The following is a 14,601-nucleotide window of genomic DNA, read 5'->3' as shown; positions in this document are numbered from 1 at the left end:
GCCATGACCAAGAATGAACTGTTCGAACGCATCGTCAGCATCCTGACCGACAGCTTCGAGATTGAAACCGCCCGGATCACCCCCGAGGCCCGCCTGTATGACGACCTGGACATCGACAGCATCGATGCGGTCGACCTGATCGTGCAGCTCAAGCCACTGCTCGGCCGCAACCTGCAGCCGGAAGCGTTCAAGGCCGTGCGCACCGTGCAGGACATCGTTGATGTCGTGCATGGACTGCTGCCGGACCAGGCAGCCGCCTGACCGCAGCGCCGGCGGCTTCGCCATGGCTCGCGCACGTACCGTCGTGGTGGCAGCGATTTCGCTTGCCTACCCGCTGCTGGTGTACCTGGCGATGGGCCGCTTCGAGCCGCGCTGGCTGTCGCTGCTGCTGTTCACCCTGGCCCTGCTGCGTGCGCTGAGCACTCGCCAGCCGTTGTGGTGGGCCGCCGCCGCCGGCACCGGCCTGCTGGCGGTGCTGGCCACCGTGCTCAACCAGGCCCTGCCGCTGAAGCTATATCCGGCGCTGGTCAATGCGGTGATGCTGGCGGTGTTCGGCACCAGCCTGCGCTTCGGGCCGCCGTTGGTGGAGCGCCTGGCGCGGCTGCAGGAGCCGGACCTGCCCCCGTTCGCGGTGGCCTATACCCGCCGCGTCACCCAGGTGTGGTGCGGCTTCTTCGTTCTCAACGGCAGCCTGGCCCTGCTGACCGCGCTGTACGCGTCGGACCGGGCCTGGATGCTCTACAACGGACTGTTGGCGTACGTGATGATGGGCGTGTTGTTCGCAGGTGAGTGGCTGGTGCGGCGGCGGGTGAAGGCGGCACACGCGCATGGCTGAGTGGATTGCCCTGGACCGGCTGCTGCTGGAGGCGCGGCCGCAGCGCAGCGTCGGCCTGTGCGACGGAGACATGGTTGACCACGCCTGCTTCCGCCAGCGCGTGCTGGGCTGGCGCGCCGCCTTTGCGGCGGCCGAAGGCCGCGACTGGGCCCTGTATTTCGATGACGCCGTGGCCTTCGCTGCGGCGCTGTTCGGCGCCTGGCATGCCGGCAAGCGGGTGTTCCTGGCTGCTGACAACCTGCCGGCCACGCTGCAGGCGCTGCAGCCGCAGGTGAGCGGTTTCGCGGGCGACGTGCCGGCCGACTACCGCCCGCTGGCGGCGCTGGACGCGGCACTGGACGACGAACTGCAGGCGCTGGACGAGCGCGCCTGCGAGCTGTGCGTGTTCACCTCCGGCAGCACCGGCCAGCCCAGTGCGATCGGCAAGCGCCTGGACCAGCTGGCGCGCGAGGTGGAAGCGCTGCAGGCCGCGTTCGGCGCGCAGCTGGAGGGCGCGCAGGTGCACGGCACGGTGTCCCACCAGCACATCTACGGGCTGCTGTTCCGGGTGCTGTGGCCGCTGGCCGCCGGCCGCCTGATCCATCCGCGCCGGTTCTTCCACGAAGACCTGGTGGGTGCGCTGGCCGGTACCGACACGGTGCTGGTGGCGACGCCGGCCCATCTCAAGCGCCTGCCCGAGCAGCTCGACTGGGCCAGCCTGCATGGCCGCCTGCGCGCGGTGTTCTCCTCCGGTGGCCCGCTGCCGGAGGACGCGGCGCGACAGGTGCGGCAGTGGTTGGGCGTGGCGCCGACCGAGGTCTATGGCAGCAGCGAGACCGGCGGTATCGCCTGGCGCCGCTGGGACACCGACCTGCCGCCGTGGCAGCCGCTGCCGGGTGTGCAATGGCGGATCGACGACGGCTGCCTGGCGGTGGCCTCGGCGCATCTGGAAACTCCCGGCTGGTGGCGCACCCAGGACCGCGTGGAAGCCTTGGCCGATGGCCGTTTCCGGCTGCTGGGCCGCGCCGACCGCATCGTCAAGATCGAAGAGCGCCGCGTCTCGCTGGATGCACTGGAACGCGCGCTGCGCGAAGACACCGAAGTGGATGACGTGCGCGTGCTGGTGCTGCCCGGGCAGCGCGAGCAGTTGGCCGCCGTGGTGGTTCCGGCCGATCCGGCGCTGCTGGAGGGCGGCGACGCCGCGCGCCGTGCGCTCGGCCAACGCCTGGGCGCGCGCCTGGCGCATGCGCATGACGCGGTGACCCGGCCGCGCCGTTGGCGCCTGGTGCAGGCGTTGCCGATCAACGCGCAGGGCAAGGTGACCCAGGCGGCATTGGCGGCGCTGTTCCAGCCACTGATGCCGGTGCCGGTCTGGGACCGCCGCGACGCCGCCAGCGCCACGCTGCGCATGACCCTCGACCCGGCGCTGCGACCGTTCCAGGGCCACTTCCCGCAGGCGGCGATCCTGCCCGGTGTGGCGCAGTTGGACTGGGCGATGCGTTTCGGTCGCCAGGCATTTGCGATGCCGCGCGTGTTCCTGCGCATGGACGCGGTGAAGTTCCAGCACGTGGCCCGCCCCGGCGATGAGTTGACCCTGCAGCTGGACTGGGATGCCGCACGCAACGTGCTCGCCTTCCGCTATACCTCCAGCCACGGTGTGCATGCCAGCGGCAAGGTGGTTTTCGCCGATGCGGACTGACCCGGCCGTTGCCGGTGCCGCGTTTGCGCCACTGGTGGTGATTCCCGTCTACGACCACGAGCACGCCATCGTGGCGGTGGTCGACGGTGTGCAGGCCGCTGGCCTGCCTTGCCTGCTGGTCGACGATGGTTCGCATGAGGCGTGCGCGGCGGTGCTGCGCACGCTGGCACAGCGCCAGGGCGTCGACCTGCTGCGCCTGGACGCCAACCAGGGCAAGGGTGGGGCGATGCTGGCCGGTTTTGTTGAAGCCGGCGCGCGTGGCTACAGCCACGTGCTGCAGATCGACGCAGACGGCCAGCACGATACCGCTGACCTGCCACGCTTCATCGAGGCCGCGCGTGTGCATCCCGACGCGGTGATCTGCGGCATTCCGGCCTACGACGCCAGTGTTCCCAAGGCACGCCTGTATGGCCGCTACGCCACCCACGTCTGGGTCTGGATCAACACGCTGTCGCTGCACCTGCGCGACACCATGTGCGGCTTCCGGGTGTATCCCCTGCCACCGGTGCTGCGCCTGATCGGTGAAGAGACCATCGGCCGGCGCATGGATTTCGATACTGAAGTGATGGTGCGCCTGTACTGGCGCCAGCTGCCGGTCGAGCACCTGGCCACGCGCGTGACCTATCCCGCCGATGGCGTGTCGCACTTCGATGTGTGGCGCGACAACGTGCGCATCAGCCGCATGCACACCCGCCTGTTCTTCGGCATGCTCTGGCGCGCACCGCGGCTGCTGTGGCGCCGCCTGCAGGGGCAGCGCTGAAATGGCGACCGCGCAGGACGCCCCGCACTGGGCCGACATCGGCGAATCGACGTCGGTGGCCGGCGTGCTGTTCCTGTGCTGGGTGCACCGCTGGTTCGGGCGCTGGCCATTCCGCCTGTGCGCGTGGCCGGTGGTGGCCTGCCATTGGCTGGGTAACCGTGTGGGGCGACAGGCCTCGATGCAGTACCTGCAGCGGCTGCAGGCATACAGCGGCGTGCTCGGCCGCGCGCCAACCCGGCGCGACAGCCTGCGCCACTTCTTCGCCTTCGCCGACACGATGCTGGACAAGATCCTCGGCCTGGGCGGGCGCTACCCGGCCAACCGTATCCACCTGCACCGCGACCTGGTGCTGCAGAAGATCGCGCGCCGCGAAGGCGGTCTGATCCTCACCGCGCACATCGGCTGCCTGGAACTGTGCCAGGTGCTGGCCGAACAGGTGCCGGGGTTCCGCATCACCGTGCTGGTGCACACCGCGCATGCGCAGCGCTTCAACCGCCTGCTGCAGCGGCTGGACCCGCTGGCGGCGGTGGAGCTGGTGCAGGTGACCGGAATGGGGCCGGCCACAGCGGTGATGCTGGCCGAGCGCGTGGCGGCGGGGGGCTTCGTCGCCATCGTCGGCGACCGCACGCCGGTGCAGGGCGGTCGCAGCGTCACCGCCGATTTCCTCGGCCACCGCGCACCGTTCCCTATCGGCGCTTACGTGCTGGCTGCGGCGCTGGGCTGCCCGGTCTACACCATGGCCTGCCTGCACCAGGGCGAGGGCTATCGCGTGGCTTTTGAACAGTTCGCCGAACGCATCGTGCTGCCGCGTGGCTCGCGCGACGCGGCACTTGCCGAACAGGCACAGCGCTTCGCGCGCTGGCTGGAACTCCAGGTCATCCAGTCCCCGTTGGACTGGTTCAATTTCTTCCCCTTCTGGGATCAGGCTCCGCATGACGACTGACGCCGTACCCGTGTGCCGCTTTGGCGATGCACCGTTGACCATCGAAGACGTGGTTGCCCTGGCCCAGCGCCAGTGCCAGGCCGCACTGAGCGACGCGCCGGCGTTCCGCGCACACATCCAGCGCGGTGCCGACTTCCTTGACCGCCTGCTGCGCGAGGATGGCGTGATCTACGGTGTGACCACCGGCTATGGCGATTCGTGCACGGTGAACATCCCGCCGGCGCTGGTGGCTGAACTGCCGCACCACCTGTACACCTACCATGGCTGCGGCCTGGGCCGCTACCTGGACCCGGTCGAGACCCGTGCGGTGCTGGCCGCGCGCCTGGCATCGCTGGTGCGCGGCATGTCCGGTGTCAGCGTGCCGCTGCTGGAAGGCCTGGCCACGCTGCTGCAGCACGATGTGCTGCCGATGATTCCGGCCGAAGGCTCGGTCGGTGCTAGCGGCGACCTGACCCCGCTGTCCTACGTGGCGGCGGTGCTGTGTGGCGAGCGCGAGGTGCTGCACGATGGCCGCGTGCAGCCGGCGGCCGAGGTGCTGGCGAAGATCGGCATGACCCCGCTGAAGCTGCGGCCGAAGGAAGGCCTGGCGATCATGAACGGCACCGCCGTGATGACCGGCCTGGCCTGCCTGGCCTGGCAGCGCGCCGACTACCTGGCGCGCATGGCCACGCGCCTGACCGCGTTCAACGTGCTGGCCAGCGACGGCAACGCGCACCACTTCGACGAAACCCTGTTCGCGGCCAAGCCGCACCCGGGCCAGGGCCGCATCGCCGCGCGCCTGCGCAGCGACCTGCACAGCGAGCGTCCGCCACGCAATGAACAGCGCCTGCAGGACCGCTATTCGCTGCGCTGCGCGCCACACGTGATCGGCGTGCTGGAGGACAGCCTGCCGTTCCTGCGCCAGCTGATCGAAACCGAACTGAACAGCGCCAACGACAATCCGCTGATCGATGCCGACGGCGAGCGCATCCTGCATGGCGGCCACTTCTACGGCGGCCACATCGCGCTGGCGATGGACACCCTGAAGAACACCGTGGCCAACGTGGCCGACCTGCTCGACCGGCAGCTGGCGCTGGTGGTCGATGCCCGCTACAACCATGGCCTGCCGGCCAACCTGTCGGCGGCCACCGGCCCGCGCGCGGCCATCAACCACGGCCTGAAGGCGCTGCAGATCAGCGTGTCGGCCTGGACGGCCGAAGCGCTGAAGCAGACACTGCCGGCCAGCGTGTTTTCGCGCTCCACCGAGTGCCACAACCAGGACAAGGTCAGCATGGGCACCATCGCCGCGCGCGACTGCCTGCGCGTGATCGAGCTGACTGAACAGGTGGTGGCCGCGATGCTGATCGCCGCCCGCCAGGGCCTGGCGCTGCGCGAACGGGTTGGCCTGAACGCGCAGCTGCATGGCAGTCTGGCCGGCATGTACGCCGACCTGGGGCAGCGCATCGCCCTGGTTGAAGAAGACCGCGCGCTGGATCGCGAACTGCGGGAACTGCTGGTGGAGATCCGCGCGCAACGTTGGGAGCTGTATGCCGGTGAATGAGGCTATTGAACGGGTTGGCGAAATTGCGTTGACCCCCGCCTTCCATGACTGCGATCCGATGAACGTGGTCTGGCATGGCAACTACTTCAAGTACTTCGAGATCGCGCGCTGCGCGCTGCTTGGGCGCTACGACTACGACTACCCGCAGATGCTCGAATCGGGCTACCTGTGGCCGGTGGTCGATGCGCGGGTGAAGTACGTGCGCCCGCTGCTGTTCAACCAGGCGCTGCGCGTGATTGCGCGCATCGTGGAATGGGAGAACCGGCTGAAGATCGAGTACGAGATCCTTGATGTGGAAAGCGGCCAGGTGCTGACCCGTGCGATGACCATCCAGGTCGCGGTGGACGCGACCAGCAGGGAAATGCTGTACCAGTGCCCGCCGGTACTGTGGGAACGCCTGGGAGTGCCTGCACCGTGAACACCCTTGTCCGCCTTTCGAGCGTGCTTCTGTGCGCGCTGATGTTCATTGCCGCGCCGCAGGTGCAGGCGGCCGACGCCGCCATTGATGTGATCACCCAGGCGGTGGCGCGGCCGGACGTGCTGCGTGGCCAGTTCAGCCAGGAAAAGCAGGTCAGCGGCTTCAAGAACCCGCTGCGCTCGCAGGGCCAGTTCGTGGTCGCGCGCCAGCATGGCGTGATCTGGACCACGCTCAAGCCGTTCCCCTCCGAAGTGGTGGTCACCGCCGACCGCATCCTCAGCCGCCAGCGCGATGGCAGCACCCGTGTCGAGCTCGATGCGCGGCAGCAGCCGGCGATGCGTTCGGTGAACGCGATCATGTTCGCGCTGATGAGTGGCGACGTGCAGGCGCTGTCCGGCCAGTTCAACGTGGCGGCCAGCCGTGAAGGGCAGGGCTGGCGGCTGCGGCTGACGCCGAAGTCGGCGATGCTGGCCAAGGCGTTCCAGTCGCTGACCCTGCAAGGTGACCGCTACGTGCGCCAGGTCGAGATCGTCGAGGCCAACAAGGACCGCACGCAGATCCAGTTCAGTGCACTGAGCGAAGCGCCGGCCACGCTCACCGCCGACGAGGCGCGCCGCTTTGAGTGAGGGGGCAGCATCGAACGGGCCGGACCGGTTGCGGCGCTGGTGGCACTGGCTGGGCATCGCCTGGCTGGTGCTCCTGCTGGTGTTGGGGGCGCAGCAATGGCGCCTGTGGAGCCAGCAGTCGCGGATCGACACCGACATCCTCGCCCTGCTGCCGCAGGACGCGCATGACCGCCTGTTGAGTGACGTCACCCGGCGCATCGCCGACGGCAGCTCGCGCCAGGTGGTGGTGCTGCTGGGCAGCAAGGATGGCGCCGCCGCCAAGCGCGCACAGGCGGCGTTCGCTGCGGCGATGGCGGCGGATGCCGACAGCGCGTTGCTGGTGCCCAGCGGTTCGATCGAAGGCTGGTTCGACGAGGCGCGCGCGTTCTACGCACCGTACCGCGACCGCCTGCTGACCCCGGCCCAGCGCGAGCAGCTGCAGGGCAGCGAACCGGGCGCGTTGGCCGAGCAGGCGTTGGCTGCGCTGTACGGCCCGATGGGCGCCCCGCGCCTGACCGACTGGCGGCAAGACCCGCTGTCGCTGTGGCCGCAATGGTGGCAGCAGCAGGCGCAGGGGTCGGGGTTGCGGCTGGGCGATGACGGCCTGCTCGAAGCCGAGGGCAGGCATTGGGCCGTACTGCAGTTCGATACGCCGGGGTCGGCGTTCCAGCTTGACGGCGAGCGCCATCTCGACGGCCTGCTGGAACGTGCCGGGCTGGCCGCGAGGGCGGCGGCGCCAGAACTGGAAATCCTGCATGCGGGTGTGCCGCTGCACGCCGAAGCGGCGGCGGTGCAGGCCAACCAGGAGATCAACACGATCGGCTGGGGCTCGCTGGCCGCGGTGCTGCTGCTGGTGTGGCTGGCGTTCCGTTCGCTGCGACCGATCCTGCTGGTTGCCGCCTCACTGCTGATCGGCTGTGGCGTGGCGCTGGCGGTGACCGTGCTGGTGTTTGGCAAGGTGCATGTGCTGACCCTGGTGTTTGGTGCGTCGCTGGTGGGCGTGGCCGAGGACTACGGCATCCACTGGTTCGCTTCGCGCCAGGCCGAACCGGCTGATCGTCGCTGGAAACTGCTGCGGCACCTGCTGCCCGGCCTGTGGCTGGCCCTGCTGACCAGCGCGCTGGCCTACCTGGCACTGGGCCTGGCCCCGTTCCCGGGCCTGCGCCAGATGGCATTGTTCTCGGTGGTCGGCCTGGCCGCCGCCTTCCTTACGGTGATTTTCTGGTTCCCGTGGCTGGATGGCGGCGAGATCCGCCAGACCCGTTTCTCGCAGTGGCTGGGCAACACGCTGGAGCGCTTCCCGCGCCTGCATGGCCGCCGCCCGCTGACGGTGTTCGTGGTGATCACGCTGGCACTGGCTGCAATCGGCATCGCCCGCCTGCACAGCAACGACGACCTGCGCAGCCTGCAATCGTCGCCGCCCGCGCTGATGGCGCAGCAGATCCGCTTGAGCCAGCTGCTGGGCATGCCCAGCCCGGCACAGTTCTACCTGGTACAGGGCACCGACGCGGCGCAGCTGCTGCAGCGTGAGGAAGCGTTGACCGAACGCCTGCGCGTACTGGCCAACCAGAAGCGCATTGGGGGCTATCGCGCGATCAGCGATTGGCTGCCGTCGCCGTCGCGCCAGCAGGCCGATGCGGCGCTGACCGCGAAGGTTGAACCGGGTGTGCTTGCGGCCGTGTCCGAGGCCGTGGGAGAGCCACTGCAGCGACCGCCGTTCGCTGACGCGCCACTCACCGCCGAAGCGTTCCTGGCCTCGCCGGCCTCGCAGCCGTTCCGGCACCTGTGGGTGGGCCAGGTCGGCGGGCAGATGATCAGCGTGGTGATGGTCGATGACCTGTCGCGCGCCGACGCGCTGACCACCCTGCGCGGCGCGGCCGAGGGCCTGCCCGGTGTGCGCTGGGTGGATCGCACCGCCGACTTCTCGCAGCTGCTGGGCCACTACCGCAAGCTGATGGGCGGGCTGCTGCTGGTCGGCATCGTGCTGGTGTTCACCGCGCTGTGGCTGCGCTACCGCCGCCAGGCCTGGCGCGTGTTCGCGCCGACCCTGATTGCCGGCGCATTGACCTTGGGCCTGCTGGGCCTGTTCGGCCAGCCGCTGCAGCTGTTCAACGTGCTGGCACTGATGCTGCTGCTGGGCATGGGCATCGACTACGGCATTTTCCTGATCGAGCACCGCGGCGACGCCAGTGCCTGGCTGGCCGTGTGCGTGGGCGCGGCCAGCACCTGGCTGTCGTTCGGCTTGCTGGGCCTGTCGCAGACCCCGGCGTTGCGCGCGTTCGGCCTGACCCTGCTGTTCGGCATCGGCCTGGTCTGGCTGATCTCGCCGCTGTTCCGTCCGCCGCCGCACGATCTGCCGCCGGCCTGAGCCTGTTTTCCGACTTCCTTCTTTCCACTTGATCGAGCAACAAGGACGCACCGATGAACACTGCTGTGGATGCTGTCGAACGCACTGAAATCCTGATCATCGGCGCCGGCCCGGCCGGTTCCGTGGTCGCGGCGATGCTGCGCCAGCAGGGCCGCCAGGTGCTGATGCTGGAGCGCCAGCAGTTCCCGCGCTTCTCCATCGGCGAAAGCCTGCTGCCGCAGAGCATGGAGTACATCGAGGCGGCCGGCCTGCTGCAGGACGTGGTCGAGGCGGGCTTCCAGTACAAGAACGGTGCCGCCTTCGTGCACGGCGAAGCGCGTACTGCGTTCGATTTCAGGAAGAAGTTCTCGCCGGGTTGGGGCACCACCTACCAGGTGCAGCGCGCCGACTTCGACAACGTGCTGGCACGCGGCGCCGAGCGCATGGGGGCCACGCTGCGTTTCGGCGACGAGGTGCTGTCGGTCGAGCCGGGCGAGCAACCGGCGGTGACGGTACGCCGCCCGGACGGCAGCGAGTACCGCATCGAGGCCGATTTCATCCTCGACGCCTCAGGCTTCGCGCGCCTGCTGCCGCGGCTGCTGCAGCTGGAATCGCCGTCCAACTTCCCGGTGCGCGGCGCGATCTTCTGCCACGTGCGCGACAACATTCCGGCCGAAGCGGAATTCGACCGCAACAAGATCCTGATCACCACCCACCCCGAGCACATCGACGTCTGGTATTGGACGATCCCGTTCTCCAATGGCTGCTGTTCGCTGGGCGTGGTCGCCGAGCCGTCGTTCTTCGAGCGCTACGAGGGTGACGACCTGCAGAAGCTGCAGGCCATCGTCGGCGAGGACCCCAACCTGACCCGCCTGCTGGCCAACGCCGAATGGGCGGTGCTGCCGGTGCGCCGCATCACCGGCTATTCGGCCAACGTCAGCTCGCTGTGGGGGCCCGGCTACGCGTTGCTGGGCAACGCCGGCGAGTTCCTAGATCCGGTGTTCTCCTCCGGCGTGACCATTGCCTTCAAGTCCGCGCAGCTCGCCAGCGAATGCCTCAAGCGCCGCTATGCCGGCCAGGCCGTGGACTGGGAGGCCGAGTTCTCGATCCCGCTGCGCGCGGGCGTGAAGACCTTCCGCCGCTTCGTCGAAAGCTGGTACCAGGGCGGCTTCCAGAAGATCATCTACCACCCGCAGCAGCAGCCCGAAGTGCGCGACATGATCAGCTCCATCCTGGCCGGTTACGCCTGGGACACCAAGAATCCGTATGTGGCCGATGAAAGTGGTCGCCGCATGCGCGTGCTGGAGGAATTGTGCAGCGCCTGATCTTCCGTACTGCGGCCCTGCTGCTGTGCCTGCTGCTGGCCGCCTGTGCCGGCCGCATGCCGAAACCGCAGGTGGAACTGCCGCCGCTGCGCCTGGCGCCGGCCAGCCTGCCGACGCCGCTGGCGCTGCAGCAGCAGCTGCATTTCCGCTTCGGCACGCATGAGCGCGATCTCGACGCGCTGCTGGAAGCCGACGCCCAGCAGGTGCAGCTGGCCGTGCAGGCGATGGGCCAGACCGGCGTGCGCCTGCAATGGGACGGCCAGCAGCTGACCCAGCAGCGCGCGCCATGGCTGCCACCGCAGGTGCGCGCCGAGCGCGTGCTGGATGACCTGCAGTTCGCGCTGTGGCCGACCGCGGCCATTGCCGCCGTGCTGCCGCCGGGCTGGCAGGTCAGTGATGATGGCCATCAGCGCAGCCTGTCGCGTGAGGGCACCGTGTGGCTGCACCTGCAGCGGCTGGACGATGGCAGCGTGCAGCTGGACAACCGCGCCGAAGGCTATGCGCTGCGCATCGAATCGATCGACATGGCCGGGCCGGACCGATGAGCGCACCGATCTACCTGAACGACCTGGGTGTGGTCTGTGCACTCGGCGCTGGCCGCGCCGCAGTGACGTCGGCACTGTTCGCCGACGCGCCGGGCGGGCTCAGCGACAACGACAGCCTGTTGCCGGGGCGCACCCTGGCGCTGGGAGAAGTACGCACGCCGCTGCCGGCGCTGGATGACCTGCCGGTGGCCCTGCGCGGGCGCAACAATGCCCTGCTGGACGTGGCATTGGCTCAGATCGCGCCGGCAGTGGCCGCGGCGATCGCCCGCCATGGCGCCGAGCGCGTAGCGGTGGTGCTGGGCACCAGCACCTCGGGCATTGGTGAATCGGAGCAGGCATTGCGCAGCCATGCCGAACAGGGCCAGTGGCCGCAGGGCTTTGATTACGCCCAGCAGGAAATGGGCACCGCCGCGCAGTTCGTGCGCCAGCGCAGTGGCGCACAGGGGCCGGCATGGACCCTGTCCACTGCCTGCTCGTCCAGTGCCAAGGCGCTGATGTCGGCCGCACGCATGCTGCGCGCCGGCATCGTCGATGCGGTGATCGCCGGTGGCGCCGATTCGCTGTGCCGCTTCACCGTGGCCGGCTTCAGCGCGCTGGAATCGGTCTCGGCCCAACGCTGCAATCCGTTCTCGCAGCATCGTACCGGTATCAACATCGGCGAAGGCGCCGCGCTGTTCCTGCTCACCCGCGAACCCGGCCCGGTATGCCTGGCGGGGTGGGGCGAGTCGGCCGACGCCCATCACATGTCCGCCCCGGACCCGCAGGGCCTGGGTGCCATCGACGCCCTGCAGCAGGCGCTGCAGCGTGCTGGCTGGGCCGCCGGTGAAGTGGACTATGTGAACCTGCATGGGACCGCGACCGGACACAACGATGCGATGGAAAGCCTGGCCGTGTCGCAGGTGCTGGGCAGCCACGTGCCGGCCAGTTCGACCAAGCCGTTGACCGGCCACACGCTGGGTGCCTCGGGTGCCATCGAGGCGGCGCTGTGCTGGATCGTGCTGGCCGAGAACCCGCAGCAGCTGCTGCCGCCGCACTGGTGGGACGGCGTGGCCGACCCGGCACTGCCGGTGCTGCCGCTGGTCGCACCGGGCACGCGCCTTGCGCAGCCGCCACGGCGGGTGCTGAGCAATTCGTTCGCCTTCGGCGGCAGCAATGCCGTGCTGGCACTGGAGCGTCGATGAACACGCTGTACGCGATCGAAGACGTGGTGCCGCACCGCCAGGACATGTGCCTGCTGGAGCGCATCACGCAATGGGACCAGGACGCCATCGAGGCCGAACTGGTGGTGCCCGAGGCCGGCCTGTTCGTCGAGGATGACCAGGTGCCGGCATGGGTCGGCATCGAGTACATGGCGCAGGCCATCGCGGCCTGGGCCGGTTGCCGCGCGCGTGCGGCCGGCAGGCCACCGCAGCTGGGCTTCCTGCTCGGCAGCCGCCGCTACAGCAGCGCGCGCAGCAGCTTCCCCAGCGGTTCGCGGCTGCGCGTACAGGCGCGCTGCGAGCTGTTGGGTGACAATGGATTGGGGATGTTCGCCTGCCGCATCCTGGCAGGCGAGGAAGAATGGGCGACAGCCAACGTCTCGGTGTTCGAACCGGCCGACGCGATGGCCTATCTGGAGAGTGGACAGGCATGACAGGGAATCGAAGCGTGCTGGTGACCGGCGCCAGCCGGGGCATCGGCCGGGCCATCGCGCTGCGCATCGCGCGCGATGGCTTCGACGTGGTGGTGCATTGCCGCAGCCGCGTGGATGAAGCACAGGCGGTGGTCACCGAGATCCAGGCACTGGGCCAGCAGGCCCGCGTACTGGTGTTCGACGTGGCCGACCGCGAGGCCGCGAGGGCCGCGCTGGAAGCCGATGTCGAGGCACATGGCGCGTATTACGGCGTGGTCTGCAATGCCGGCATCGCCCGTGACGGCGCCTTCCCGGCGCTGTCAGCGGACGATTGGGACCAGGTCGTCCACACCAACCTGGATGGCTTCTACAACGTGCTGCATCCGCTGATCATGCCGATGGTGCGGCGGCGCAAGCCGGGCCGCATCGTCACCCTGTCGTCGGTCTCCGGACTGGCCGGCAACCGCGGGCAGGTCAACTACAGTGCCGCCAAGGCCGGCATCATCGGCGCCACCAAGGCCCTGGCGCTGGAACTGGCCAGCCGCCAGATCACCGTCAACTGCGTGGCCCCGGGCCTGATCGAGACCGAAATGCTCAACGACGAAGTGGTTGAACACGCGCTCAAGCTGATTCCCGCCGGCCGCGTTGGCCGCCCGGACGAAGTGGCGGCTACCGTGGCGTTCCTGCTGTCCGAACCGGCCGGCTACATCACCCGGCAGGTGATCTCGGTGAACGGAGGCATGCTCTGATGGCCGCCGATCGTCGCGTGGTGGTCACCGGCGCCGCCGCCGTCAGTCCGCTCGGCCACGACTGGCCCACCATCGAAGCGCACCTGCGCAGCTGCCGCAACGCGGTGCGTGCGATGCCCGAGTGGGATGTCTATGCCGGGCTGAACACCAAGCTGGCCGCGCCGGCGCTGGACTTCGAGCTGCCGCCGAACTACAACCGCAAGACCACCCGCTCGATGGGCAAGGTCGCGATCATGTCGGTGCGCGCCACCGAGGTGGCGCTGCGCGAGGCAGGCCTGCATGAGCATCCGGTGCTGCGCAGTGGCCGTACCGGCGTGGCCTATGGTTCCTCGTCCGGCAGCCACGAGGCCACCGGCGAATTCGGGCGCATGCTCAACGAATTCACCACGGATGGCATCAGCGCCACGACCTACCTGAAGATGATGAGCCACACCGCGCCGGTCAACATCGGCGTGTTCTTCGGCCTGTCCGGGCGCGTGTACACCACCTCCAGCGCCTGCACGTCGGGCAGCCAGGGTGTGGGCGCGGCCTATGAAGCCATCCGCAGCGGCAAGCAGACGGTGATGGTGGCCGGCGGTGCCGAGCAGCTCGATGCCACCGCTGCAGCGGTGTTCGACACGCTGTTCGCCACCAGCGTGCGCAACGACGCGCCGCAGACCACGCCACGCCCGTTCGATGCCGGCCGCGATGGCCTGGTGCTGGGCGAGGGCGCCTGCACGCTGATCCTGGAAGACCTGGAACACGCGCAGGCGCGCGGCGCCACCATCCTTGCAGAGGTGGTCGGCTACGGCACCAACAGCGATGGCCAGCACGTCACCCAGCCCAGTGCCGACACCATGGCCCAGGCCATGCGCCTGGCATTGGAGGACGCCGGCCTGGACGCGGCGCAGATCGACTACGTCAACGCCCATGGCACCGCCACCGACCACGGCGACATCGCCGAGACCCAGGCTACCGCACAGGTGTTCGGCAGCCGCGTGCCGATCAGCTCGCTGAAGAGCTACGTCGGCCACATGCTGGGTGCCTGTGGCGCGTTCGAGGCCTGGGTGAGCATCCAGATGATGCGTGCCGGCTGGTTCGCGCCCACCCTGAACCTGGCCGAGGTCGACCCGCGCTGTGGCCAGCTCGACTTCATCACCGGGCAGGGCCGCGAACTGCAGGCCGAGTACGTGATGAGCAACAACTTCGCCTTCGGCGGCATCAACACCTCGCTGGTGTTCCGCCGCTGGAGCGAGTGATCCACT

Annotated in this window: 15 protein-coding genes; all 15 read left to right on the top strand. The window is 69.0% G+C overall.

Annotated features, from left to right (window positions below; genetic code table 11):
* Positions 1 to 3: 3 nt before the first annotated feature.
* The 15 genes from AC5P5V_RS09805 to AC5P5V_RS09735 are packed head-to-tail and all read left to right on the top strand — an operon-like array spanning position 4 to position 14,595.
* Positions 4 to 261, top strand: coding sequence for an acyl carrier protein (locus AC5P5V_RS09805; protein ID WP_005411609.1), 258 nt, complete (start codon positions 4 to 6; stop codon positions 259 to 261).
* Between the two features lie 22 nt (positions 262 to 283).
* Positions 284 to 835: a COG4648 family protein gene (locus tag AC5P5V_RS09800; RefSeq protein ID WP_049416044.1), complete on the top strand. Its 552-nt coding sequence runs from the start codon at positions 284 to 286 to the stop codon at positions 833 to 835.
* Entirely contained in the window at positions 828 to 2,513 is a 1,686-nt protein-coding gene (locus tag AC5P5V_RS09795) for an ApeI family dehydratase (protein WP_231352396.1), read from the top strand. Before AC5P5V_RS09800 ends, AC5P5V_RS09795 begins: the two co-directional genes overlap by 8 nt.
* A complete protein-coding gene (locus tag AC5P5V_RS09790) occupies positions 2,503 to 3,273 on the top strand; it encodes a glycosyltransferase family 2 protein (protein ID WP_061480638.1) in 771 nt (256 codons plus the stop codon). Before AC5P5V_RS09795 ends, AC5P5V_RS09790 begins: the two co-directional genes overlap by 11 nt.
* A 1-nt stretch (position 3,274) precedes the next feature.
* Positions 3,275 to 4,216: a lysophospholipid acyltransferase family protein gene (locus AC5P5V_RS09785; protein ID WP_061480637.1), complete on the top strand. Its 942-nt coding sequence runs from the start codon at positions 3,275 to 3,277 to the stop codon at positions 4,214 to 4,216.
* Complete coding sequence (locus tag AC5P5V_RS09780) at positions 4,206 to 5,756, top strand: HAL/PAL/TAL family ammonia-lyase (protein ID WP_134968936.1); 1,551 nt, start codon at positions 4,206 to 4,208, stop codon at positions 5,754 to 5,756. Before AC5P5V_RS09785 ends, AC5P5V_RS09780 begins: the two co-directional genes overlap by 11 nt.
* Entirely contained in the window at positions 5,743 to 6,174 is a 432-nt protein-coding gene (locus AC5P5V_RS09775; protein WP_134968937.1) for an acyl-CoA thioesterase, read from the top strand. The genes AC5P5V_RS09780 and AC5P5V_RS09775 overlap by 14 nt, the downstream gene beginning before the upstream one ends.
* The gene (locus AC5P5V_RS09770) at positions 6,171 to 6,800 is read left to right on the top strand and encodes a LolA family protein (protein ID WP_061480635.1); all 630 of its coding nucleotides are present in this window, start codon (positions 6,171 to 6,173) and stop codon (positions 6,798 to 6,800) included. The genes AC5P5V_RS09775 and AC5P5V_RS09770 overlap by 4 nt, the downstream gene beginning before the upstream one ends.
* On the top strand, positions 6,793 to 9,147 hold the full coding sequence (locus AC5P5V_RS09765) for an MMPL family transporter (RefSeq protein WP_231352395.1): 2,355 nt from the start codon (positions 6,793 to 6,795) through the stop codon (positions 9,145 to 9,147). The genes AC5P5V_RS09770 and AC5P5V_RS09765 overlap by 8 nt, the downstream gene beginning before the upstream one ends.
* A 53-nt stretch (positions 9,148 to 9,200) precedes the next feature.
* Positions 9,201 to 10,451, top strand: coding sequence for an NAD(P)/FAD-dependent oxidoreductase (locus tag AC5P5V_RS09760; RefSeq protein ID WP_134968938.1), 1,251 nt, complete (start codon positions 9,201 to 9,203; stop codon positions 10,449 to 10,451).
* Entirely contained in the window at positions 10,439 to 10,996 is a 558-nt protein-coding gene (locus tag AC5P5V_RS09755; protein ID WP_134968939.1) for a DUF3261 domain-containing protein, read from the top strand. The genes AC5P5V_RS09760 and AC5P5V_RS09755 overlap by 13 nt, the downstream gene beginning before the upstream one ends.
* Complete coding sequence (locus tag AC5P5V_RS09750; RefSeq protein ID WP_061480631.1) at positions 10,993 to 12,177, top strand: beta-ketoacyl-ACP synthase; 1,185 nt, start codon at positions 10,993 to 10,995, stop codon at positions 12,175 to 12,177. The genes AC5P5V_RS09755 and AC5P5V_RS09750 overlap by 4 nt, the downstream gene beginning before the upstream one ends.
* Positions 12,174 to 12,629: a hotdog family protein gene (locus AC5P5V_RS09745; protein ID WP_005420287.1), complete on the top strand. Its 456-nt coding sequence runs from the start codon at positions 12,174 to 12,176 to the stop codon at positions 12,627 to 12,629. The genes AC5P5V_RS09750 and AC5P5V_RS09745 overlap by 4 nt, the downstream gene beginning before the upstream one ends.
* Positions 12,626 to 13,357 (top strand): 3-ketoacyl-ACP reductase FabG2, encoded by a 732-nt coding sequence (locus tag AC5P5V_RS09740; RefSeq protein ID WP_134968940.1) that lies wholly within the window; start codon positions 12,626 to 12,628, stop codon positions 13,355 to 13,357. Before AC5P5V_RS09745 ends, AC5P5V_RS09740 begins: the two co-directional genes overlap by 4 nt.
* Positions 13,357 to 14,595 carry a beta-ketoacyl-ACP synthase gene (locus AC5P5V_RS09735; RefSeq protein ID WP_134968941.1) on the top strand — a complete coding sequence of 413 codons (1,239 nt, stop codon included), beginning with the start codon at positions 13,357 to 13,359 and terminating at the stop codon, positions 14,593 to 14,595. Before AC5P5V_RS09740 ends, AC5P5V_RS09735 begins: the two co-directional genes overlap by 1 nt.
* Positions 14,596 to 14,601: the final 6 nt, after the last annotated feature.

The sequence above is a fragment of the Stenotrophomonas sp. YJH_SMC_130 genome, assembly GCF_059369035.1.
This window is presented reverse-complemented; position numbering and strand designations above follow the sequence as displayed.